The organism is Radiobacillus kanasensis (genome assembly GCF_021049245.1).
Taxonomy (GTDB): Bacteria; Bacillota; Bacilli; order Bacillales; family Amphibacillaceae; genus Radiobacillus; species Radiobacillus kanasensis.
Genome location: NZ_CP088020.1, coordinates 797,202 through 820,476 on the forward strand (window position 1 = coordinate 797,202; position 23,275 = coordinate 820,476).

Annotated in this window: 17 protein-coding genes, 1 pseudogene and 1 riboswitch; of the genes and pseudogenes, 12 read left to right on the plus strand and 6 right to left on the minus strand. The window is 36.2% G+C overall.

Annotation, left to right across the window (positions count from 1 at the left end; translation table 11 throughout):
* Positions 1–234, minus strand: a complete 234-nt coding sequence (locus KO561_RS04270) for a helix-turn-helix domain-containing protein (RefSeq protein ID WP_231095898.1) — start codon at positions 232–234, stop codon at positions 1–3.
* Between the two features lie 108 nt (positions 235–342).
* Here KO561_RS04270 and KO561_RS04275 point away from each other — a divergent pair, with 108 nt between their 5' ends.
* On the plus strand, positions 343–1,227 hold the full coding sequence (locus KO561_RS04275; RefSeq protein ID WP_231095899.1) for a DNA adenine methylase: 885 nt from the start codon (positions 343–345) through the stop codon (positions 1,225–1,227).
* A gap of 30 nt (positions 1,228–1,257) precedes the next feature.
* On the opposite strand, the gene KO561_RS04280 is transcribed toward KO561_RS04275, so the two are convergent.
* Positions 1,258–2,976 carry an ATP-binding protein gene (locus KO561_RS04280; RefSeq protein ID WP_231095900.1) on the minus strand — a complete coding sequence of 573 codons (1,719 nt, stop codon included), beginning with the start codon at positions 2,974–2,976 and terminating at the stop codon, positions 1,258–1,260.
* 1,102 nt (positions 2,977–4,078) lie between these two features.
* Here KO561_RS04280 and KO561_RS04285 point away from each other — a divergent pair.
* The 4 genes from KO561_RS04285 (at position 4,079) to KO561_RS04300 (ending at position 8,504) form a co-directional block, all read left to right on the plus strand.
* The gene (locus KO561_RS04285) at positions 4,079–4,783 is read left to right on the plus strand and encodes a response regulator transcription factor (RefSeq protein WP_231095901.1); all 705 of its coding nucleotides are present in this window, start codon (positions 4,079–4,081) and stop codon (positions 4,781–4,783) included.
* Positions 4,780–5,781: a sensor histidine kinase gene (locus tag KO561_RS04290; protein WP_231095902.1), complete on the plus strand. Its 1,002-nt coding sequence runs from the start codon at positions 4,780–4,782 to the stop codon at positions 5,779–5,781. Before KO561_RS04285 ends, KO561_RS04290 begins: the two co-directional genes overlap by 4 nt.
* A gap of 82 nt (positions 5,782–5,863) precedes the next feature.
* Complete coding sequence (locus KO561_RS04295) at positions 5,864–6,628, plus strand: ABC transporter ATP-binding protein (RefSeq protein WP_331000827.1); 765 nt, start codon at positions 5,864–5,866, stop codon at positions 6,626–6,628.
* Complete coding sequence (locus KO561_RS04300) at positions 6,603–8,504, plus strand: ABC transporter permease (protein ID WP_231095904.1); 1,902 nt, start codon at positions 6,603–6,605, stop codon at positions 8,502–8,504. The genes KO561_RS04295 and KO561_RS04300 overlap by 26 nt, the downstream gene beginning before the upstream one ends.
* Before the next feature lie 718 nt (positions 8,505–9,222).
* Here the strand turns inward: KO561_RS04300 and vanY are convergent.
* From vanY to vanR, 3 genes are all read right to left on the minus strand, one after another.
* Complete coding sequence (gene vanY / locus KO561_RS04305; RefSeq protein ID WP_231095905.1) at positions 9,223–10,101, minus strand: VanY-A/VanY-F/VanY-M family D-Ala-D-Ala carboxypeptidase; 879 nt, start codon at positions 10,099–10,101, stop codon at positions 9,223–9,225.
* A 92-nt stretch (positions 10,102–10,193) separates the two neighbouring features.
* Positions 10,194–11,315 (minus strand): sensor histidine kinase, encoded by a 1,122-nt coding sequence (locus KO561_RS04310; protein ID WP_231095906.1) that lies wholly within the window; start codon positions 11,313–11,315, stop codon positions 10,194–10,196.
* Positions 11,308–12,003, minus strand: a complete 696-nt coding sequence (gene vanR, locus KO561_RS04315) for a vancomycin resistance response regulator transcription factor, VanR-F/VanR-M family (RefSeq protein WP_231095907.1) — start codon at positions 12,001–12,003, stop codon at positions 11,308–11,310. The genes KO561_RS04310 and vanR overlap by 8 nt, the downstream gene beginning before the upstream one ends.
* A 311-nt stretch (positions 12,004–12,314) precedes the next feature.
* On the opposite strand from vanR, the gene KO561_RS04320 reads away from it, so the two are divergent.
* Together KO561_RS04320 and KO561_RS04325 are read left to right on the plus strand one after the other, a co-directional pair.
* On the plus strand, positions 12,315–12,698 hold the full coding sequence (locus KO561_RS04320) for a MazG nucleotide pyrophosphohydrolase domain-containing protein (protein ID WP_231095908.1): 384 nt from the start codon (positions 12,315–12,317) through the stop codon (positions 12,696–12,698).
* A gap of 261 nt (positions 12,699–12,959) precedes the next feature.
* Positions 12,960–13,499 carry an SMI1/KNR4 family protein gene (locus tag KO561_RS04325; protein WP_231095909.1) on the plus strand — a complete coding sequence of 180 codons (540 nt, stop codon included), beginning with the start codon at positions 12,960–12,962 and terminating at the stop codon, positions 13,497–13,499.
* Positions 13,500–13,627: 128 nt separating this feature from the next.
* On the opposite strand, the pseudogene KO561_RS20635 reads toward KO561_RS04325, so the two are convergent.
* Positions 13,628–14,109, minus strand: a pseudogene (locus KO561_RS20635) (IS3 family transposase); the annotation flags it as partial.
* A 1,306-nt stretch (positions 14,110–15,415) separates the two neighbouring features.
* Positions 15,416–15,509, plus strand: a riboswitch (cyclic di-GMP riboswitch).
* A 188-nt stretch (positions 15,510–15,697) separates the two neighbouring features.
* On the opposite strand from KO561_RS20635, the gene KO561_RS04330 reads away from it, so the two are divergent.
* The 5 genes from KO561_RS04330 (at position 15,698) to KO561_RS04350 (ending at position 23,096) form a co-directional block, all read left to right on the plus strand.
* Positions 15,698–15,985, plus strand: a complete 288-nt coding sequence (locus KO561_RS04330) for a DUF4282 domain-containing protein (protein ID WP_231095910.1) — start codon at positions 15,698–15,700, stop codon at positions 15,983–15,985.
* A gap of 842 nt (positions 15,986–16,827) precedes the next feature.
* Complete coding sequence (locus KO561_RS04335; RefSeq protein ID WP_231095911.1) at positions 16,828–18,438, plus strand: FMN-binding glutamate synthase family protein; 1,611 nt, start codon at positions 16,828–16,830, stop codon at positions 18,436–18,438.
* Between the two features lie 27 nt (positions 18,439–18,465).
* Positions 18,466–20,097, plus strand: coding sequence for an acetolactate synthase large subunit (locus tag KO561_RS04340; RefSeq protein ID WP_231095912.1), 1,632 nt, complete (start codon positions 18,466–18,468; stop codon positions 20,095–20,097).
* Positions 20,098–20,111: 14 nt separating this feature from the next.
* Entirely contained in the window at positions 20,112–21,554 is a 1,443-nt protein-coding gene (locus tag KO561_RS04345; RefSeq protein ID WP_231095913.1) for an aldehyde dehydrogenase family protein, read from the plus strand.
* Between the two features lie 414 nt (positions 21,555–21,968).
* Positions 21,969–23,096, plus strand: coding sequence for a hypothetical protein (locus tag KO561_RS04350; RefSeq protein WP_231095914.1), 1,128 nt, complete (start codon positions 21,969–21,971; stop codon positions 23,094–23,096).
* Positions 23,097–23,275: the final 179 nt, after the last annotated feature.

Genomic DNA, 23,275 nt, shown 5'->3' on the forward strand with positions numbered 1-23,275 from the left:
CTAATCCTCCTTGTCTATAAATAAAAAAAGTTCATATACATTTATTTCTAATGCAACTGCTATCTTTACTATGTTTAGTAATGAAATATTTCTTTCCCCTCTCTCCACCTCACTAATATATGTTCTATGTAATCCAGAGAGCTCAGCTAGTTTTTCTTGAGAAATATTCTTTTTACGTCTATAATCTCTGATAGTTCTACCAAACTGTTGTATTGTTCTATTCTTTTTCTCCATGTTACCAACATATGCTTTTGTAGATTATAAGTCTACATGATATAAGTGACATTTTGGGGTTTTTGTATGTTATAATGAAGCTAGTCACATAAATAGAGGAGTTTTGCTATGCCAAAAACTAGCACTAGAGGAGTACCTCAGCTACTAAAATGGATCGGTAATAAACAAAGATTTGCTGAGGAAATTGTTCAGTATATGCCAGAGAAAATTGATACTTATTTCGAACCTTTTTTAGGGAGTGGAGCAGTTCTGGCTGCCCTATCGAATTCCAAATATAATAGTTTAGCACCTGATACACTATATAAAAAAGCGATTGCGTCAGATGTATTGGAACCACTAATTAATATCTTTGAATATGTGAAAAAAGACCCGGATATTTTAGTTCAGTATTATTTTGACCACATTTCAGATTATGAAAACAATAAAAAGGATAATTACCTTAAAATTAGAGAACGCTTTAATACTACTAGAAACCCGTTAGATTTTGCTTTACTTTCGCGTACTTGCTATTCAGGAATTATCCGTTTTCGTAAATCGGATGGGTATATGAGCACACCAGTTGGTCCTCATAAACCCATATCACCCTTAGAATTTGAAAAAAGAGTTAAGTTATGGAATCAATTAGTTCAAGATACAGTATTTATCCACTCAGACTTTAAACAAATTATGTCAATGGCAGGTGAGGGGGATTTGGTATATTGTGATCCTCCGTACACCCATAGTCAATCAATTATTTATGGTGCACAGACTTTTGATATAAATAAATTATTTTCAGAAATTGCAAGTTGTAAAAGACGTGGGGCAAAAGTGATGCTTTCAATAAATGGAAAAAGAAGATCTGGTAACGAGGATATTGGCGTTCAAGTACCCGAAGGGTTGTTTGAGAGAGAAGTTTATGTGAATTGTGGAATTTCTATGATTAATAGGCTACAAAGAACTGGACAAATCATGATAAATGAAGATGTTCATGACAAACTGTTATTAACATGGTAGGGTATTGCAAAACTAGCAATACCCTTTCATTTACCCTTTTAATACTTTTTTTAAGTCAATAATATAGATAGGTTTGTGATAACCTGAGAAAACTAGCTCATGAGTAGAATTGGGATATTTGTACTCTAAATCAACAAGAATATTGTTCTCTTCTACCTCTTCAATCCTTAAGCCTTCTTTTTGTATTGCTTCTATGTCGTCTTCACTAACATCCCAACATACAATACAATCGATCTCATCGAACATTTTTTTGTAGCTCTTAAAATCGTTTAGGATATATCTTACTTTCGATTTAAATTCAATAATAGTTCTAATATTATCCTGGATATGTGCGAATAAATCATATTTTTTCTTATAACCTAAGCATAAGGGATAGATATCTTTAATTATACCCTTACCAATTGATTCAAAAAATAAACCAACAACACCAGCTTCTTGATCTTTAGGGCTCTTCTTGAAGTTAATACCATTTATATCCAAATTCGGAAGAGAATCTAATTCAGCAAATGCTTGATCTCTATTCCATTGGCTGCCAGGTTCAGGATCCACTTCTGGGATATACTTTATAATTTCACGATAAAATTCATTAAATAACATTTTTGAGTATTCTTTATATATTCTTGCCTGAGAACCATAAATTGACTTTCTGCCTATATCAAAGCTAAGTTTAGAATCTTCAAATAAAATAAACAAATTGTACCAATAGCCTGATGCTCCAGTGTTGGGATTATCTACAGAAATACCAGTTGGCATTCCTTTAACGGACGTGTAGATTCCACTATTGAAAAGTGTATAGTCAAATGACTCTAACCATTCCTCATTGTTTAACTGATCTTCTGTACATAAATTTAAGGTATTAGACACCTTTTTCCATGTTTTACGAGTAGGTGCGAAGCAGACGATATACTTAATGATTCGTTGGTCATTATGAACAAATTCACCTTTTTTATAAATTATTTTACCCAATAATTTCTTTCTTTTTTCACTATCAGATTTGTCCTTTCGGAATTCATAATAAGTGTTAACGTCCAAAGATAAGGACTCTAACCCTTCTGTAATAAGCCAATATTTAAAAGGGATTTTCTCTATGGGATAAACAAGGCCGTCTTGATCTATAAAGGATAACGTTACCTCTATGTCCTTATCGCTACTAAATATCGCTTTTGTACTACCTATAGCCGTTTTAGTCCTCAGTACAAATTTAACTTGCTCATACCTAAGTTTAAAAATTGGACAATTTTTGTCAACATCCTTTAATGTTATCTCAGTACCCTGTAATTCTTCTTCAATCGCACTATAATTAAGTGGAAGGTTTGAGTTATCAACACTATTCTTCCAACTAAAAGCATTTTGTACAGATCCATAAATAGAACCATTTTGATTTCCTGTCTTTATATGAAAATCATTACAAGAAAACATAGCAAAAGTTAAGCCCACACCTTTTTCACCTATAGTTGTTTCATCATTTCCTTTATTGGTGGAAAATGGTTTTAGTAATACAGGGAGGTCTTTCGGATTTATGCCTATTCCATTATCTTGTACCATAATGGATCTTTGCTGAGAATTAATCTCTATATGTATTTTACCGACGTTGACATTGGATTTTCTGATTGCATCAACTGAATTTTGACATAGCTCAGCAAGTATATCCCAATTATTATTATAACTTTGGTCAATTCCTTTAATTTGAGTACGTAATTGTTCGATCCCAGGAGGTAGAAAGTCGTTGTCTAACTTTTCATTATTCATTTTTTTCCTCCTCAGCCATGAATATTCCTTATATTATAACACCTAGAAGGTTAAGTAATCCAATAAGCCTTCGATATAAAAAATTATTTTTTTTAGTGTAAACCTGATTTATATCACTGTTATGAGAAAAGAGCAGATGGAATGTCCGCCTGCTCTCTAATATAAATCAGTAATTTTACGCAAATAATACGCATTGGAACTGCAAAACATTATTAAATCACTTATTTGACCCCAATATCGACCCCGACCACCAGTATAGAATAAATAGACTAAAAATACACACCCTAATCTGATTTGTTTAGGGTGTGTAGCTATCTAATACTTCATTAAAAAAATCATACTTCTGAATAATAGACCACAATGGCCCACTATCCTTTATATTAAATTGCATTATACGGCTACATTCTTTGTGGAAAACACCATTTATTATGTCCAAGCAAACCACTTCTTGAAAATCTAATTCCATTTTACAACAACCACATCTCAACTTCATATCACAACAACCCTTCTTTAATTGAGTGGTTAAACACTTCTATTATTAATGTACACTACAATCAGCTAGATAAAAATTGGTATTATCCATTTTTTTGTTATGGTCAGTGTTAGACAAAAAGTTACGTGAAATCTAGTACACACGCATAGGTTCTAGCCCTTCGCTATTCTAATGCCATACCATCTTTAAATTGTATCTAAGATTAATATATGACACTACGCTTTATAGTAGGATAATATTACCAAGGTCATCCACTCAACCATTTTCTGAGCAAACTATCCATGTTCCACCTTTCATATTCCTTCCGTTGCTGTATTGCACAAACAAGTATTATTCAGTAGAGAGACTTAAATAGTAGAGGGTCCAAATAGAGGGCGAGCATGAAAAAGTGTTCATTTTATTAAGCAAAATGGACTACTTTAGTTTAGCTGTTACAACTGACTAAAGATGAAGTTTAACTATAAAATTCTACCTTAATAATACAAAACGGGTTAGCTACAAAATAGCTCTCCCGTTATTTTTATACATTAATCTCCACACATATTGGTATTTGATGGAATCCTTATGTTAAATTTAACTTGTTAAATACGGAGCTAGGAGAATCTAAACATGGAAAAAATTATGATTGTTGAAGATGATATGAAAATTGCGGAATTCTTATGTTCTTATATAGAAAAATACAGATATGAAGTCATAATTGCCACAGACTTTGAAGATATAATGGGCACATTTCGTAATATTCAACCTGATCTTCTGTTACTAGATATTAATCTTCCTAGTTATGACGGGTATTATTGGTGTAGGCAAATTCGAAAAGAGTCCATTTGCCCAGTGATTTTCATTTCGGCTCGAACAGGGGAGATGGATCAAGTGATGGCATTAGAAAATGGTGGGGATGATTTTATTACGAAGCCCTTTCATCCCGATATTGTCATGGCAAAAATCCGAAGTCAGCTGCGCCGTGCTTATGGGGAATATGCAGCTAAGCATGAAGAAAGAACGCTTACCCTTGGGGAACTGAGCCTATATCCTGAACGATTAGAACTTCGATTTGGAAATGAAGTGACGCAACTATCCAAAAAGGAATCAGACATCATGGAAAGTCTAATCGATCGTTACCCTCGTATTGCTGGTCGGCAGGATCTGTTGGCGAAACTATGGGATGATCAATCCTATGTGGATGAAAATACGTTGAACGTTAATATTGCTCGTATTCGGAAGAAGTTTCAAGAGGTAGGGATTGAAGATGCGGTGGAAACGGTTAGAGGAGCAGGATACCGTCTGCGCGTTACATGGAATGAGGAGGAAGCATGAAACTATTTCTTCGTGAGCATTTGTTCCTCATTGTGATTCAACTCATCCAATCTGTAATGATTCCTATACTCTTTTGGCTAGATGGCTATCGTGGTAAAGGAGTCATGATATACGCTATCTTTCTCTCCCTCGTATTACTATCGGCATATCTCATCTATCAATACGTGACTAGAAAAAACTTTTACCATAGATTACAGAGTCCATTGGAAACACTGGATGTATCCCTCGAGACGACCGGCGGAACGCCAATTTCAACAACGCTCGATCAATTGCTTATTGCCCAGTATCGTTTATATCAAGAAGAACTGCAAAAAGCGGAAGATAGGCAGGACGAGCATTTGTTATTTATGGATCGTTGGGTTCATCAAATGAAGACACCACTTTCTGTTATTGAACTGACGGCACAAGCACTGGACGAGCCGGAATCGTCTAGCATCCGTGAGGAAACAGACCGAATGCGGAATGGGCTGAATACCGTCCTTTATATGGCAAGACTCCGTACCATTACAGAGGATTTTCAAGTTAAGCCCGTTAATCTTTCCAAGCTTTTACATGAAGTAAATCAGGAAAATAAGCTATTTTACATCCGGAATGAAGTGTATCCACAACTAAAGGAAGAAAAGCCAGAAATAGTAGTAGAGAGTGATGAAAAGTGGCTATTTTTCCTGTTAACGCAACTCATACATAATGCAGTTAAATATTCGACTGGAAGGACAAAGCATCTTGTCCTATCTATTTATGAAAGGTCAGGGGAATCGGTACTCGAAGTGAAGGACTTTGGAATTGGGATCCCGGTTGTGGACCAGAAGCGTGTTTTCAACAAATTTTATACCGGAGAAAATGGCCGAAAGTATCGAGAATCAACAGGTATGGGGCTTTATTTAGTAAAAGAAGTTGCGGAAAGGCTAGAGCACCGAATTGAATTGGAATCAAAGGTTGGCAAGGGAACAGTCGTCCGGATTATTTTTTCCGAAACACAAAACCTTACATCGATGTAAGATTAGTGAAAGCATAATCGATAGTTTAAAGCTGCGTGCTTCGGCTATGCTTGTTGTAGAAACTTAGCAGAGGAGAATGACTATGCTCACACTTACAAATGTAAGTAAGGTTTACGAAGGGAAAGTGGTTTATCGTGCCCTTACTGATATTAATTTAGAAATAGAAACAGGTGAATTTGTTGCCATTATGGGTCCGTCTGGTAGTGGGAAAACAACATTACTAAATATTATTTCCACGAACGATGCACCTACTACTGGACAAGTTGAAATCGAAGGAAATGCTCCACATAAGCTGAAGAAAGATGCGTTAGCTAAATTCCGTAGAACTGAACTTGGATTTATTTTCCAGGATTTTAATCTATTGCATACACTAACTGTCGAAGAAAATATCGTATTGCCACTCACACTAGATGGTGCGCGTATAAAAGAGATGAAAGAAAAGGCGCATAAAATCGCGGAGAGTCTTGGTATCACTTCAATTATGAGCAAACGTACCTACGAAATATCAGGAGGTCAGGCACAACGGGTAGCCATTGCCAGGGCGATGATTCATCAACCAAAGCTTCTGTTAGCCGATGAACCAACCGGTAACCTAGATTCGAAAGCATCAAAGGATGTCATGGCCATGCTTGGAGCCATAAATAAACAGGGAAATACGAGCTTGTTAATGGTAACACATGATCCACAAGCAGCAAGCTATTCCGACCGAGTTGTCTTTATCCGAGATGGGAAGCTGCATTCCGAAATCCATCGTGGGGAAAGTAGACAAGCATTTTTTCAGAAAATAATTGATATGCTTTCCTTGATGGGAGGCGATGGCAATGACTTTTCGTCAGTTCGCGTTTAATAATGTATGGCGCAATAAACGATTGTATATTGCCTACCTCCTTAGTAGTATGTTCACGGTAATGGTATTCTTCACTTTTGCCATTTTTGCATTCCATCCAGCGTTTTCAGAAGGCTCGATCAATAAAAACGTACTACTGGGACTGGGTGTTGCTGGAGGAATCATTTATGTGTTTTCTTTCTTTTTTGTCCTATACTCGATGAGTTCTTTTTTACAGTCGAGAAAGAAAGAGTTTGGCTTGTTAATTATGCTTGGTGCCTCCAATAAACAGATTCGTCTGATGGTATTTTTGGAAAATATCTTAATCGGCCTTTTTGCAACAGTCGGTGGAATTCTAATAGGCTTGGTATTTGCAAAAGCGATTCTTTTGATTGCTGAAAACGTATTAATTATTAGTGAAACATTGGATTTTTATTTTCCTACACTAGCAATCGTTGTGACGTTTATTAGCTTTCTCTTTCTATTTTTCTGTATATCCTTATTTGTTTCGTTTGTTCTCCGTACGAACAAGTTGGTTAATTTAATGAAAGGAGATAAACAGTCTAAAGGAGAGCCAAAAGCATCTATTATTCTATCGGTACTTGCAGCGCTTTTACTTATCACGGGATATGGTACTGCTACTTTGGTTGAGGGTGTTTATGTTGTCTATGCGATGATTCCGGTTATTTTAGTAGTGACACTTGGAACCTATCTCTTATTCACTCAATTAAGTGTGTATGTCATCCGCCTTTTGAAAAATAATACATCGATTTTTTGGCGGAAAACAAATATGCTCTTGTTCTCTGACCTATCCTTTCGATTGAAGGATAACGCAAGGACATTTTTTATGGTGGCAATTATTTCGACAGTTGCTTTTAGTGCCATTGGTTCTTTATATGGATTTCAATCCATAATCAATGGAACAAAGGATCCCTATCCGATTACGTATAGCCCGTTTCTTAATGACAGTAAAGCGGTAATCGAGGAAGATACGAACACAATTAATGCTATCTTGCAGGAGGAAAACATCGATGCAAAGATGGAATCGCTGGAGCTACACTATTATGAGATAGCTGAAAGAAATGTCTTATTCTTAAGCGCTTCTGACTACAATCGCTTTGCAGCACTTATTGGTGACAAGAAACTACATCCGGAGGAAGATGAGGCCATTGTAGTGGAACAAAGTGCTAGTGAGGGTGATATCGTGGAGGAGGGCCCAAAAGCTAGTGAAGGGTTAATGGAAGCGAGTATCCAACTAGAAGACGGGCAAGAACTTCAACCTACAAGAGTAGTAGAATCAGCTGTATTATCAACAACTAGTTATGGGTATTATGTGGTGAATGACAAGGTTTTCGAGCAACTTGGATCACCTGAAAGCAAGGGTCATAGTGTCGCATGGAAACCGGAAGAAGGGCAAACGGATCAAATAATTGAGGCGGGCAGAAAGATAAACAACTTGGATGGCAATTTACAGTATAAAACGTTCATCGTTGAATATACACTTTATGAAATTAACAAAGCATACGGACCTATTCTTTTTATTGGCTTGTTTATCGGAATTGTGTTCTTTGTTTCCGCTGGTAGCTTTCTCTATTTTCGTTTATTTACAGATTTGGATGAAGAAAAGCGCAAGTACCAAGCTATTGCCAAAATTGGATTGACACAATCAGAGTTGCAGAAAGTAGTGAACAGACAAATTGCCATTCTATTTTTCTCACCAATTGTTGTAGCATTAGTTCATGGTGCTGTTGCACTTACCGCTTTGTCCCGTTTGTTTAATTACAATTTAACAGTAGAATCTTCCCTCGTATTAGGAAGCTTTGCTTTGATTCAAATCCTTTATTTCTTGATTGTGCGATTTTTCTATGTGAGACAGGTGAAGAGGATGGTATTTTAAGAAAGGTATCATTTTAAGAGTTACTATGAAATATTGAAAGTTGCATGGATATGATTTTTTGAAAGTATGAACATACATGCGAAAATGCTTTTCATATTTTGTGTATGATGTCGGAGTAGTACACCGGTATTTATGAATAATCGAGTTTAATTTCAAAAGATAAAACACTCAAAAACGTTTATATATCAATGTTTGCGAGTGTTTTTATTTTTGTGAAAGTAGATTGGAAGGCAGGATTGATTCGTTTTACCAACTTTGACACAAAGGTCTGCTATATTCTTCCTCTATTTTATGCTCCGTGTATAACCCAATTGTTTCGCTAAATTTAGAAGGAGTTTATCACGATGATTGGAATAGAATTGTGCTGTTTCACTGTGTTTTTCAAATAATGCTTTTTCTTTTATATACTTAAATTTTCTTGGAAATGAGTAGCATGAACTAGTAAGAACAGGTATCTTTTCTAGACGCATAGATTGCTGTGTAAAAGGCTTGTTTTCGTATTTATTACCGTGTGAAAGAGAGTAATTGTTAATAGAGCAAACGCAGCGGATCGTATTTCCGGTGCAGTGTGATTCCAATCATTAGAACTATTATATAAAACTAGGGTGAGATAAAACACTCATACTTGTTGTTTAATAAACGGTGTATGAGTGTTATTTAATGTGAGGTTATGCTGAAAAGCTTGGGCTAAGATTAATTAATCTCATTTTCCCTCATCTTAAGTTTTAGCCTCTTGATCAGTCCACACTGTCACAATGACACCATCCATATTGTTCCCTGATATCTTATAATGAGAATTAACTGGGATGTGTATGTTAGTACTTTCAGTTACAGGATAATAAGAAATATCATAACGTTTCCCATTCACATTCGCAGAAATCGCTTTTTCTTCTTTTAGGTAATCCAAATATTCTTCAAGAACGAAATTTTTCTCTTTCATAATGGCACTGTGAGGCAAGCCCACATAGCGGATATGCCACGGTTCATATTGAATTCCGGTAATGTCCTTTTTGTTCTCAGGGTAGCGCAATATGAATCCGTATTTCCAAGCATGGTTTTCAATCCACTCCCCTTCAGGTGCCTCCGCCATCTTCATCTGAGTGGATCCTACATCTAGTGATAAGCCTAAATTGTGTTCACTATGTCCTGGTGGTAAAGCAATACCTGGACCCATATCTTGAAAAAGAGCTTGTTGGTCACTAAGATCTCGAAAGCCACTAGTTATGGCAAAATGATTAACGCCATCTTTTTCTGCAGCAGCAACCATGTCTGCAAACTCTTTTGCTATTTTTTTAGACAGATAAATATCGTTATTCAATACTACAAAACCATTTATCAATTCATTGTGTGTAAATAAGTTGACGACATCTGTTTTTATACTTTGAGGTTGGACAGGATAATCACTGTTCACCAAGAGTAGATTTCCTTCATAGATTTGTTCTTTTTTAATTTCTATTTTTTGAGTATTCTCGGAAGTCTCTACATTCTCTTTTTTGTCATATGTTTTGATTTCAACGTTGTCCTGAGACAATGGTACGTTCTTATAGGCAATACCAAAGCATAGTACTAGTAAGATTAAAAATCCCCACTTCTTCATTTATTAGTTCCTCCTTTAAGCTGCTATGTGTTTAAGGATAGGGAAAACTATTTAAAAAAAGAGTGGGGTAAACTTTAAATTTTTCTTAAAACTTATGGGTTTTGCACTTGCTCTTCCGTGCTACTTTCTTGTGGTAAACGAACTTCAAAAATGGTACGAACGATACTACTTTCGGCAGTGATGGTTCCATGGTGCTGCTCGACAATATTCTTGGCAATAAACAAGCCAATCCCAGTACCCCCTCCTGGATTTGTTCTCGCTTTGTCACTGGTATAAAACATATCAAAGAGGTAGGGTTGCTCCTCCTCAGGGATAGACGCACCATAATTGATAATCTGAACAACAACCTCTCCATTTTCAGTAAAGCCATTCATATCAATAAACTGACCATCGTTTCCATAGCGACTCGCATTCGTCAGTAAATTTTCAAACACACGTGCTAACAGCTCTCCATCGCCCGATATTGGTAATTGGGGAGGAAGATTCATTCTAGCAACCAAATGATTTTTTTCGAAGATAGGGTACAGTTCCTCCTTTAACTGATAGAGGAGGTCGCTCAGATTAATAGGCTCCTGTTTAATTGGAAGCATGCCATAGTTCATTCTAGTTATTTCAAATAATTCATCAATAAGTCGTTCTAAACGCTGGGATTTCGTAAAGGCAACCATTAAAAAATGTCGGATCTGTTCCTCTGTTAAATTCTCATCCTTAAGAATTAAATCCAAATAACCTAAAACAGAGGTGAGTGGTGTACGCAAATCATGGGCGAGGTTTACGACTAACTGATCTTTACTACTTTCCGAAAAATCTCCTCTTTCGATGGCCTGTTTTAAATGCTCACTCGCTAGATTAATATCTCGTGCAATCACACTCAATTCATCATTTGATCGAACCTGAACACGATGTGTAAACTCACCACGAGCAAGATAATGAATGCCGTTCGAAATCTCATTGAAGTAAGTAGAATAAGACTTTGTAAGTAAAAAGAAAAATAATACCGAAAGCGGGATAAATAGTAATAAAAAGAAGTTAATGTCTCCCACTCTGCCTATGAACAATCGCAGCTGAACTAACGTGTCCCCATAATCGACCATTGTGTGATAATAAAGCTGAAGTCCCTTATAGATGATATACGTGATGCTACCAGCCATAAGCATACTTAAACCGAATAAGAATATCATTTTTGAGCGAAAGCTTTGTAAAAGTTTATCCATAGAATGTGTACCCAACTCCCCATACGGTTTTTATAAATTTGTTCTTCCGTTTATCTTCTTCCAGTTTTTTTCGTAATGTGCGAATATGTACCATAACGGTATTCTTCCCTTCAAAATAGGCATCTCCCCACACCTGCTGAAAAATATGTTCGACGCTAAATACCTTCTTAGGATGACTCGCTAGTAAATATAATATGTCAAACTCCTTCGGTGTTAGCTCGATGCTCCTCCCGTAAAGAGTAACGGTGCGCTCATCAGCTGAAATAATTAGCTCTCCATAGTCTAAGACTGTTTGAGGATTGGATTCCGGTTGATTCAGCTTCATAAAGCGCCGTAGCTGTGCATTTACCCGAGCAACCAATTCGATAGGGCTAAACGGTTTTGTCATATAGTCGTCCGCACCAATCACTAATCCTTGTACCTTATCAAAATCAGAGGTCTTAGCACTCAAAAAGATGATAGGCATATTATGCTGTTCTCGAATATGACGAGTAACTTCATATCCATCCATTTTTGGCATCATAATGTCCAAAATCAGCAAATCTATCGGTTGAGTCTGGATGATATCCATGACTTCTTGGCCATCAGATACTTTTATAATATGGTAGCCTTCTTTTTCTAAATGGATCGCAACCAAGTCGGCAATTTCTTCTTCGTCATCCGCTACTAAAATCGATATACGTTTCAAATCTGTCACTCCTATGTACACTTCTCATCATTCATTATAAGTATTGTACCTTTACTTATGAAAAAATCCTGTAATTTTATCATAACTTTATACCTATTTATGGGTTAGTTTAAATGAAATCTCTTAAAAAAATAGTGAATAAATTCTTAACTTTTTCTTAAATAAGCAGGGGTTACTTGCGTATAGGGAATTTTAATGTTGTAACGTGATGTACTAAAGAACCCACGTATCACAATATTTTCTGTACTCCTTCCATCTACTTCGTGTATAGGTGTATCATAGTTGTAAATGAAATAGTGGGGTGGAATTTGATGAAAAAGCTACAAGAGTTTGCGAAAAACTATCAAGCTGAAATGAACTGGGAGATTCGAACGGATAACTACGAGCGGACTAGATCCTCTCTTCTGAATAATTATATGCTCCTTACTACCGAAGTGGCGGAGATCGCGGAAGAATTAAGAAAGGCATTCAACCATACGAATACACTTATTAATGATGGCATGGATGAGGATGGAGCATTTGAAACGGCTAAAGATAGTTTTAGAGAAAATATTGGAAAAGAATTGGCTGATTGTATAGCTTATATAACAAAATTTGCGAACTACTTTGAGGTAGATTTAGAGGATAGCTTTTATCAGAAGATGGAGGAAGTGAGGAACAGGAAGAATAAGGATGTAGGGGTTATGAAAAGATAAACCCTTGCCCTATATTTGAGCATGATGTCGGAGTGGTTCGCCAGTATCTTTAGATGAAAAATGAGTTAATTTTAAAACGATAATACACTCGTAAATGTTGAAATATCAGTGTTTGTGAGTGTCTTTTTGTGCGCTACTTATAAAATATAACGGTCGATATACGTCATGTGGTACGTTTTGATTTATTTGTTGTTAAAGGTGCAACGGCAGCGATGTGCTATAGTGGAGACATTAAATATTAAGAAGTAGGTGATTAATTTAATGGCGGAATTGATACATTTAACTTTAAATGGTATAAAAGAAAGATTAAAATCAATTAATTCAATCCAGATTCAGAGAGAACAAGGTTTTACATTACCAATTACATTTGATTTAAATGTTCCTGCAAGTGAAAAAGATATTGTTGAATTAGAGTCCTCATTAAATATCACACTGCCTATTGATTATAAACGTTTTCTAGAAGAGCATGATGGGGCACATATATTTAAGAACATATATGGTGGAGGTTTTCAATTTTACAGTGTTAATGAGATTCAAACATTAAAAAAACCAACTTATCTTAAATCGAATTGGATTGTGATTGGTTATTCGGAAACTATGTATTTGATCATTGATAATAGTCGTGTTAGAGAGGGAAATCCGAATTATCTTCTGTTATTAGATGGAATCTTCCCGGAAGATATTATTGACTTGAAATCAAATTTTGAAATTTGGTTTGATCGGTATATAGTAGCTCAAGGTTCCTATTTCTGGAATTGGTATAACGTAGATGCTAGTAACTATTATAAAAAAGAGAAATAGTAGTACTATTTATAAATCCCCCTTTCGTCTTGTTGTAGGGGGTTTTTCCTATTTTGGAAGAAGTTAAATTCTCTCTATATTTAAAGAGTTAGATTTTAGTACGAATAACAGAGGATATTAAGTTCCCTTTATGCAGTTGCTTTTATTTGTTGAAGATACATTATCTCATACTGTAATGGTGACATATAGTTAATAGTTGAATGAATACGTTTGTAATTGTAAAAAGTCATAATATAGGCAAATATACTTTGTTTAGCACCGTCACGTGTTTGATACTTTTCATGGAATATTAATTCTTTCTTGATTACACTATGAAAGGACTCAATATAGCATTATCGTAACAGTTTCCTTTCCTATTCATGCTTGTAGTAATTCATAGTTTCGTAGAATTGCTTGATAATCATTCGCTGAGTACTGACTGCCACGATCAGAGGTGGTGAATTAGTCCTTCCTTTGGCGGCTGTTCATTAATAGCCCTTTGTAAAGCTTTGATAGTCAATTCTTTGGTCATTCGATAACTCATTTCCCAACCAATGATTCTTCTTGAAAACAAGTCCATTATAGTGACTAAATATACCCAACCTTCTTTTGTCCAAATGTATGTGATGTCACCGCCCTAAACAGCACCAGGCATATAAAATTACAATTAAAAACTACTGGATACCGATAAATCAACAAAAGTAACAATAAAAAAGGAAGAAGCCACCATTTATAACAAGTGACCTCTTCCTTATTAAAAGCAAATATATTTTTATTCTAAGAGCCATCCTATAATTAATGAATGGGAAACTAATAGAAGATGTAATACAGATTCAACTTCCTCACATAAATTGACACTGCACTAGATAAAAGTGAATATTCAGACAGAATTTCAACAACAGGAACTTCTTCCTCTTTATTCTTATTTCATCAGCATAAAATTACTTTACCTTTGAATCAAAAATAGTTCCAGCTTTATCTATCCAAGCTACATATTTCTTAAATCTTGTAAATCTATCTTGAAATTTATAAGGTATTACAATAAATAATGTATATAAAGCCGCGAATACTAACAGAAATGTCAAAGATCTTAACCAAAAACTTTCAGTAGAAATAACACTTATAATATAACTTAAACAAACCGAAAGCAGTACGAGAAGTGCAAATCTTTTATACAAAATCATTTAAAATCCTCCCTTTTTAGTGTACCACAGAGGGAGGGTTTTTAAAATTAACAAAAACCTAGTTGTTCACAAGAAGGGCCACACAAAATCGTGGTATCACTTAGACATTTTAGTCCATATATTGCCGCACAAATAAATGGTCAAGCTACACCAGCAAAAGATGCACAAACTACCAGCAAGCGGCAGTTCCACCGAGACCGCATCCTGTTCCTACAACAGCATTACAACACTACACGAAGAAGCAAGACCTATTTCCGGTTCTTCTGCTTTAGTAGTTCTTGGGAGTTCACCACCAATTCCTTCAAAGGATTTTCATACCATTCATGAACAAACTCATTACCTGAATCCGAAATCGTCGTTGTAACAATTGGATAAATTTGATCACCTACAGCTTGATAACCCTTTGATTCTCTATTTGACTGAATTGTATCAATTTGAGTTGAAAGTGGTTAACCGGTATTGATATGGAGTTCGGGGAACAGTGTTTTAGTTGAAAAAGTAAATAATGCAAAAACAGAACTTCTAATTATATGGAATTCCTGTTTATCCACATGAATATCAACTTTAAAATAATAAACATGGAAGATAATCATGGCTATATAGGAATACATAATAAAATATACTTATAGCGTACTGGATTTCATCTATAGCAATTTTAAATAGTGACTAGGATAATCTACCTAGTTTTTGTTGAAATTTAGGGGATTATGGTATATATTATCATAAGGAAAGAATTTTATATAATCGAATTGATTGATGAAAAGGCAAACTATTTGAAAGAATAGGACGCAAAGTTAAGGGTCTAAAGTATTGTTTTAAAAAATGCCATGATCGCCTGACTACCAATATATTATTTGACTATCTATTTGGCTATCTCATTTTCTATGGATAGCTTTTTTTGTTTTTATATAGAATATAAGGGTTCGTTTTCTGCAATAATTTGTACTATCTGAGAAACGGTTCATGAGAAAGTAATACAATCCTATATTAACCATTTTTTAGAAGTTTTAAATGAATTGAAGGGGGGTGAAATGAATGAATTTCAAGGATTTTACAAGCTTTAATAAAATGATTACTCCTACCATTATCAAGGTTGTGTTTTGGGTTGGTATCGGTTTCTCAATTTTATCTGGACTTATTCAAATAATAGCAGGTGCTAATTCCCCTTGGGGTGGGGGTATCCAAGTTATTATTGGCTTAATTACACTAGTAGTTGGCCCACTGATAACTAGAGTTTATTGTGAGTTAATGATTGTGATTTTCAAAATGCAAGAAACTTTACAAAGTATCGATGGAAAAATCATTAATAAAAGTGAAGAGTAAGTAATTCTTAAAGGAATATGAAATCCAATCATAGTTAAAAAGTTTGATAGCATCCCTCGTTTTAGAAATGAGGGATGTTATCCATATGTCATATTTATTTTTCATTTTATGAAGGAAAGTAACCTCATTATACATAAATATTATAAATAACCCTTCCTCGGCATAGAAGTGAGTAAAATAATCTCGCCACGCCCTTAAGTACTGGTATTCTATTAAAAGAAACAAACTGTACTTGGCAGGTTAAAAACACTCACCTAAGTTAAATTCACACAACAATTTCTTCTTGCACAAAATCCTCATACTTATTCACTAAGTCTTTGAAATCAGAATTTGTAGAGCTATATTCGACCCGACCACAAAATTGGATTAACACAGACTGAGTTGAAGAAAGCAGTGAACCGACAAATAGCCATTCTATTTTTCCACAATTGTTGTCGCATTAATTCACGGTTCCGTTGCGCTTGCTGCTTTATCCCATATGTTTGACTATGATCTAACAGTAGAATTTCCCCTCGTATTAGGGAGCTTCAAAGCCTTTATTTCTTGATTGTCCGTTTTTGCTAAGTGAGACAGGTGAAGAGGATGGTATTTTTAGATGAAAACGAGTAATCTTAAAAACGATAAAACACTCGCAAATGTTGAAACATCAATGTTTGTGAGTTTTTTTGGTTGCTAAAGAAAACTTACTACCTAAAGGGTCTAAAATATCGGTGATGCTTCCAATCTTTCCACCGTACTTATCGATTCCGGAACTCCGGAAGAACCGTGCCCTAGCTTCCCATTCATAATAATTATACAAAAGGTCAAACTAAAGGTAGAAATTTTTATGGGAGGGATGGTATGTGAATATCGCAGATATTATGACAATCGTTGGATTTGTGGTGTGTGCGATTGTCATTCTTATACTCTTAGTTGTTGGGTTTTATTTATTAAGTGTGGATAAAAGGCAAAAACAACACCCTATTCTACGTAATTATCCGTTAATTGGAAGAGTTAGGTATTTCTTCGAAAATATTGGGCCTGAGTTACGTCAGTATTTATTTAATAACGACCGTGAGGGTAAGCCTTTTTCACGAAATGACTATCAGCATATCGTGAAAAAGGCAAAATACAAACGTGATGTCGTTGGATATGGATCTCAACGTGATTTTGAAGAGCCTGGATATTACATCCGTAATTCTCTGTTTCCTAAATTAACGGAGGAATTGAAGATGGATCGTAAAACGAAGGTTACGACAGAGCGCTATCTATTGATTAACGAACCTTTATTTGGTCAAAGAGAAGAGCAATTAGATAAGGATGAATCCGGAGTTTATTTATTGGATGATGCTGATGCAATTGTGATTGGAAAACAAACGAGACAGCCGTTTAAGGTTAAAGGTCAGATTGGTATGTCTGCGATGAGTTACGGTTCCTTAGGGAATAGAGCTATTACAGCCCTCTCAGAAGGATTAGGTATTGCGAAAGGAACTTGGATGAATACCGGTGAGGGTGGGATGTCCGATTACCATCTAAAGGGTGGTGTGGACATTATCATGCAAATTGGACCTGGTTTATTTGGGGTCAGAGATAAGGAAGGAAACTTTAGCTGGGATGCATTACTAGAGAAAAGCAAAATTCCAGAAGTGAAAGCGTTCGAGATTAAATTAGCGCAAGGTGCTAAAACACGTGGTGGTCACATTGATGCAGAGAAGGTTACAGAGGAAATCGCCAAAATTAGAATGGTAGAGCCTTATAAATCGATTGACAGTCCAAATCGATTTAAAGAATTCAGTGACTTACCTTCCTTATTTAAATTTTTAGAAAAGGTTCGTGAACATTCTGGAAAGCCAGTAGGCATGAAGGTCGTGATTGGAAGTAGTCATGAGGCGGATGAACTTGCGAAAGCGATTAAGGAAACGGGTATGGGTCCAGACTTTATCACAATAGATGGTGGTGAAGGGGGAACAGGAGCATCCTACCAGGAATTAGCGGACAGTGTAGGGTTACCCATTCGGTCGGCTTTACCGTTAGTCGATAATGCCCTTCGGAAATACGGTGTACGAGACAACTTAAAAATTATCGCATCAGGGAAATTGTTTTCACCTGACCGGATTGCCATTGCACTAGCTATGGGTGCAGATCTGGTTAACATCGCTAGAGCTTTTATGATAACAGTAGGTTGTATCCAAGCCCTTCAGTGCCAATCTAATTCATGCCCGGTCGGAGTCGCGACGACAGATCCTGATCTACAAAAAGGACTCGTTATTGAAGAAAAAAAATGGCGTACGGCAAATTATTTAATTACGATGCGCAAAGGTCTATTCCGGCTATCTGCAGCAGCAGGCTTAGATTCCCCGACCAAATTTTCAAGAGAACACATTGTTTATCGAGATGAGAAGGGAAGGACATGGTCACTAGAGGATATCTATCAATCCATGGTACAACCGAAAAGTATACATGATATTTCTTAATTTAGTTTTAGGAAGAAGGTGTAATAAATGAAAGCAGCAGAACTGTTAATAAAATGTTTAGAACAGGAAGGAGTCGAATATATTTTTGGTGTACCAGGTGAGGAAAACATTGATGTGATGGACGCCCTTCATGACTCAACGATTCAATTTGTTTTAACACGTCATGAAACGAGTGCGGCTTTTATGGCAGGAACATATGGCAGACTTACAGGGAAACCTGGGGTCTGTTTAGCAACACTTGGACCTGGTGCAACAAATTTATTAACCGGTGTTGCCAATGCCAATATGGATCTATGTCCGATTGTAGCTATCACAGGACAAGCAGGACTTAGTCGTCAGCATAAGGTTTCCCATCAATATTACGACATGGTAGCTGTTTATGAGGAAGTAACAAAATGGAATGCACAGATAAAAACACCCGATATTGTTCCGGAAGTTGTTCGGAAAGCCTTTAAAGTTGCGACCCAGGAAAAGACCGGAGCAACTCATATCGAACTTCCTGAAGATGTTGCGGGAATGGATGTCGACAGCTCCCCTCTAGGTATTGTCCGTCACCATCTTTCAGAAGCGGATGAACCAGTGATTAACGAGGCGGCCAATATGATAGAACAAGCAAAGCATCCACTAATTTTAGTTGGGAATGGGGTAACACGAGGGGATGCTGCTGAAGAGTTAAGGACCCTAGTAGAGATGGCAAATCTTCCGGTTGTACATACCTTTATGGGGAAGGGTGCGGTAGCATGGACGGATGAGCATAGTTTATTAACTGCGGGGATAGGAGGTAATGATTATATTACCTGTGGATTTGGAGAGTCAGACTTAATTATTGCGATTGGCTTTGATATGGCAGAGTACTCTCCAAAAAGCTGGAACCCTGAGGGCAAAACCCCTATCCTGCACATTGATACACAGGAAGCAGAAATTGATGCGTGCTACCCTGTTCAGTTAAATGTTGTAGGTCATATAAAAGAAAATATAAAAAATGTTAAGAAGGCACTTACAGCAAAAGAAAGAGATTTAACTTGGGTGTCCCATGTTCGCAATAAAGCATTTACGGAACTAGAATCGTTTAAAAACGACAATGAATTTCCTGTCAAACCACAAAAAATAATTTCTGATTTACGTTCTGTATTGGAGGAAGACAGTATTGTGATCTCTGATGTAGGTGCACATAAAATGTGGATGGCCCGAATGTACCATTGTTATCAACCGAACACTTGCTTAATCTCTAATGGTTTAGCATCAATGGGTGTAGCGGTTCCAAGTGCCATTGCTGCAAAAATGGTTCACCCAGAACGTCAGGTGGTTGCTGTGTGCGGGGATGGGTCATTTCAAATGACTAGTGCAGAGTTAGAGACTGCCAAACGCTTAAACGTACCTATTGTGATTCTTTTATGGAGAGACGAGGGGTACGGCTTAATTGAATGGCATCAAATGAAAGCTTTCAACCGTTCCTCACATATAAAATTCGGTAACCCAGATTTTGAGCAGCTAGCAAAGTCCTATGGTTTTGAAGCACTGAAAGTTGAAAAGACAGAAGAACTGAAACCAATAATAGAAAAAGCGTTATCGTTGAATAAGCCCGTATTAATCGATTGTCCAGTTGATTATCGTGAAAATATGAAGCTTACAAAGAAGCTAGGAAACATTATTTGTTGAATGGAGGTCATAATATGATGCAAATAGGTTCCGTTATCGACGGTGAAGAACGATTAGAAGATAATCGGCAAACCATGACTGTTCATAATCCTTTTAATAACGAAAAAGTTGCGGAATTAAAACTTGCTACAATGAAGGATCTCGATGACGCTGTAGCAATTGGCTTTGATAAGTTTCATTCCGTAATGAAGGCAATGCCAGCTCATGAACGTGCTGATATATTACGAAGAGCGGCGGATTTGCTAACAGAAAAAACGGAAGATTTTGCAACCATCATTAGTAATGAAGCAGGTAAACCAATCAAGTATAGCCGAGGTGAAGTCGAGAGATCTATCCAAGTTCTCCGTTTTGCTTCTGAATTAGCAAAAAATATTACCGGTGAAGTGTTACCAATGGATGCTGCTATTGGTGGTGAACATCGAATGGGGCTAGTCAAGCGGGAGCCATTGGGTGTAGTGGGAGCTATCACTCCGTTTAACTTCCCATTAAACCTTTCCCTTCATAAACTGGCTCCGGCTATAGCTGCGGGCAACACAGTCGTTTTTAAACCTGCGGAAAAAACACCGATTTCAGCCTATATGCTTGTAAAGCTGTTTCAAGAAGCAGGATTGCCAGATGGTGTAATCAATTTACTTATCGGAACTGGTGAGGAAGTTGGTGCGCCCCTTGTGACGCATGACAAAGTTCATAAAATTAGCTTTACTGGTAGCCTTCCAGTAGGGAAGAAAATCAAAGAAACCGCAGGATTTAAGAAAGTTACTTTGGAGCTTGGGTCAAATTCACCAAACCTATTATTTGAGGATGCCAACATTGATTATGCAGCAACAGAACTAGTTAAGGGGGCTTTTGCATTTTCTGGTCAAGTCTGCATTTCCGCACAGCGTATTTATGTTCATCAAGACATCTATGATTCATTCCTTGAGTCTTATATCCAAAAAACAAAAGCGTTACAAATTGGTGATCCAACCAAGGAAGAAACGGACATTGGTCCGATGATTAAGGAAGAGGAAGCGAAGCGGGCTAAGCAGTGGATTGATGATGCGGTGGACAAAGGTGCGACGATTGCAGTCGGCGGTGAACGAAATGGCTCGATTTTATCCCCTACCATCATGACAAATGTAGATGAAAACATGAAAATAATTGCTCAAGAGGTATTTGCTCCTATTGTGTCGGTCATTCCGTTTAATACAGAAAAGGAAGTAATCCAGTATTCCAATAATTCCATATATGGACTCCAAGCTGGTGTATTTACAAAAGATATTAACCGAGCATTGCGCGTTGCGGATCGATTAGAAATGGGAGGCGTCTGGATTAATGAAATCTCTACGTACAGGCAGGATAATCATCCATATGGTGGCGTGAAACAAAGTGGGGTTGGAAAAGAGGGCATAAAATATGCCATGGAAGACATGACCCAAATGAAATTTATTGGGATTAAAATTGATCAAAACAATTAATAGATTGGCGGGGATATTACTTCTATTTCTGCCCTTAAGGTATTCAGGTTGTTAAGTAGTAACGACTTTTAAATTGGAATCCTGAAAAATGCAGAATCCCTCATTGATTTACTTTTATAAATCAATGAGGGATTCTTGATAATATAGTGAATAAACCAAAACTCAAGAGAATGTCGATTTAAGCTCACTTAGAAAAACTATATAAATAAAGTTGAAATAGTACTATTTAACTATTCTGTTATTCCGCAGCTTTAGTCAAAAATTCCTATTTTATCTTAATGTAAAAAGTTGTAAGTTTAAGGTGAGTATATGTTGATGGTAAGGAACTTCATAAAAAGTAGAGTCACGGTTTGATTAAATTGATCTTAACCCATTCCGTAGACTTTAAAAGTATTATAATCTGGAGGTACTATTTTGAATACTGAAACAGATAAGAAGATAATATTGTCATATATTAATAACTTACAACCCCCTCATATAAATAGGCATAATGTTATTGCTTTATTATTAATAGGGCTAGATTTAATGGGATTCTTGCCTATTCTTAGTCAACCGTTTTCATCAACATTTTTCTGGTTAGCGATAATTCCTATCATTCTTGCTCACGTATGGGGACTTATGTACATTATAGCTCCTTATAAATATGAGAAATCCTACTACTTATTCTTCGGTTTATTAGCAATTATTAATACATATGTACATACGATTGTCATTCAAAAGCTATTGTACATTCATATTGGGGTTCAGGGACCAGTTTATTTTATAAGTGGAATACTATTAGCGGTTGGTTTACTTATTTTCTTTCAAGTGTTTAATATAAAGATGCTTTACTCTGGCCGTTATCTAGAGTACCAACAAAAGCCTGCCACAATAAATACAGTTCCAATTATACTAGCATCTAGTGGTGGTTATGTAATAGCCCAAATTTTAATGTCCCTGCAAGGAATTAACTATTTAACAGAATTTATCACTATTGTATGTTTATCGTTATTTACCGCAATCGTTGCATTTTTTTCTGTTTTTATACACAAATACATGTTTATTCGTAAACACTTTGAAATCGTTAAAGAGCTTAACCCAAGTTTTGGTTTGCCAAAAAAACAAAGAAACGATATGGCAATGTCTTCAAACAATAAGTTAGAAGAAAGATACTATGTTGTTATTTTAACAGTCGATGAGATGACGGATGAGGAACATGGTTTGTTAGCCGACCAATTAATAGACGAAACAGGAAATGTGGATGTTGTTTCAGAGGTACCTTTTAAGGAGGAGTATAAGCAAGTTCTGGAACAGAAATTTCCGGATAAGCAAGTAACGCTTCCTAGCTTTGTTGTGAAGCCAATTGAAGCCGATAGAATTGATGAAGAAACAAAGAAAATGGAAAAAGAACATAAGTGGAGAAGGTTCTTTAATGCCACCCCGGTTGAAGAATATATACTTGCTGAAGCTAGAATAGTGAATGATTACCGGACAGCATTGTACTATTCCGATAATGTAGAGGATATCATTCATTATTTGCAACAGCTGAAATGTGCAATGTAAGGTGCGAAAGAAGAGTGCCAATCTAGTAGTTCAGTTTTGCAGTAGAAAAAACAAAATAACAAGTATTTTTTAAAGTTCAATTCGTAAATGAATTGGACTTTAAATTTGAAAGTTGTAGCAAATTGGGTATAGAAATTAGCATTGATATTAGTACTGTTAGAAAATGGGTAATGGCTTTT

Excerpts from the sequence above, each read along its gene's own strand:
- KO561_RS04310 (WP_231095906.1), bottom strand. The coding sequence starts at position 11,315 with ATGGATAAACTTTTACAAAGCTTTCGCTCAAAAATGATATTCTTATTC.
- KO561_RS04290 (WP_231095902.1), top strand. The coding sequence starts at position 4,780 with ATGAAACTATTTCTTCGTGAGCATTTGTTCCTCATTGTGATTCAACTC.
- KO561_RS04285 (WP_231095901.1), top strand. The coding sequence starts at position 4,079 with ATGGAAAAAATTATGATTGTTGAAGATGATATGAAAATTGCGGAATTC.
- KO561_RS04295 (WP_331000827.1), top strand. The coding sequence starts at position 5,864 with ATGCTCACACTTACAAATGTAAGTAAGGTTTACGAAGGGAAAGTGGTT.
- KO561_RS04300 (WP_231095904.1), top strand. The coding sequence starts at position 6,603 with ATGACTTTTCGTCAGTTCGCGTTTAATAATGTATGGCGCAATAAACGA.
- KO561_RS04325 (WP_231095909.1), top strand. The coding sequence starts at position 12,960 with ATGGCGGAATTGATACATTTAACTTTAAATGGTATAAAAGAAAGATTA.
- KO561_RS04345 (WP_231095913.1), top strand. The coding sequence starts at position 20,112 with ATGATGCAAATAGGTTCCGTTATCGACGGTGAAGAACGATTAGAAGAT.
- vanY (WP_231095905.1), bottom strand. The coding sequence starts at position 10,101 with ATGAAGAAGTGGGGATTTTTAATCTTACTAGTACTATGCTTTGGTATT.
- KO561_RS04275 (WP_231095899.1), top strand. The coding sequence starts at position 343 with ATGCCAAAAACTAGCACTAGAGGAGTACCTCAGCTACTAAAATGGATC.
- KO561_RS04280 (WP_231095900.1), bottom strand. The coding sequence starts at position 2,976 with ATGAATAATGAAAAGTTAGACAACGACTTTCTACCTCCTGGGATCGAA.
- KO561_RS04340 (WP_231095912.1), top strand. The coding sequence starts at position 18,466 with ATGAAAGCAGCAGAACTGTTAATAAAATGTTTAGAACAGGAAGGAGTC.
- KO561_RS04320 (WP_231095908.1), top strand. The coding sequence starts at position 12,315 with ATGAAAAAGCTACAAGAGTTTGCGAAAAACTATCAAGCTGAAATGAAC.
- KO561_RS04330 (WP_231095910.1), top strand. The coding sequence starts at position 15,698 with ATGAATTTCAAGGATTTTACAAGCTTTAATAAAATGATTACTCCTACC.
- KO561_RS04270 (WP_231095898.1), bottom strand. The coding sequence starts at position 234 with ATGGAGAAAAAGAATAGAACAATACAACAGTTTGGTAGAACTATCAGA.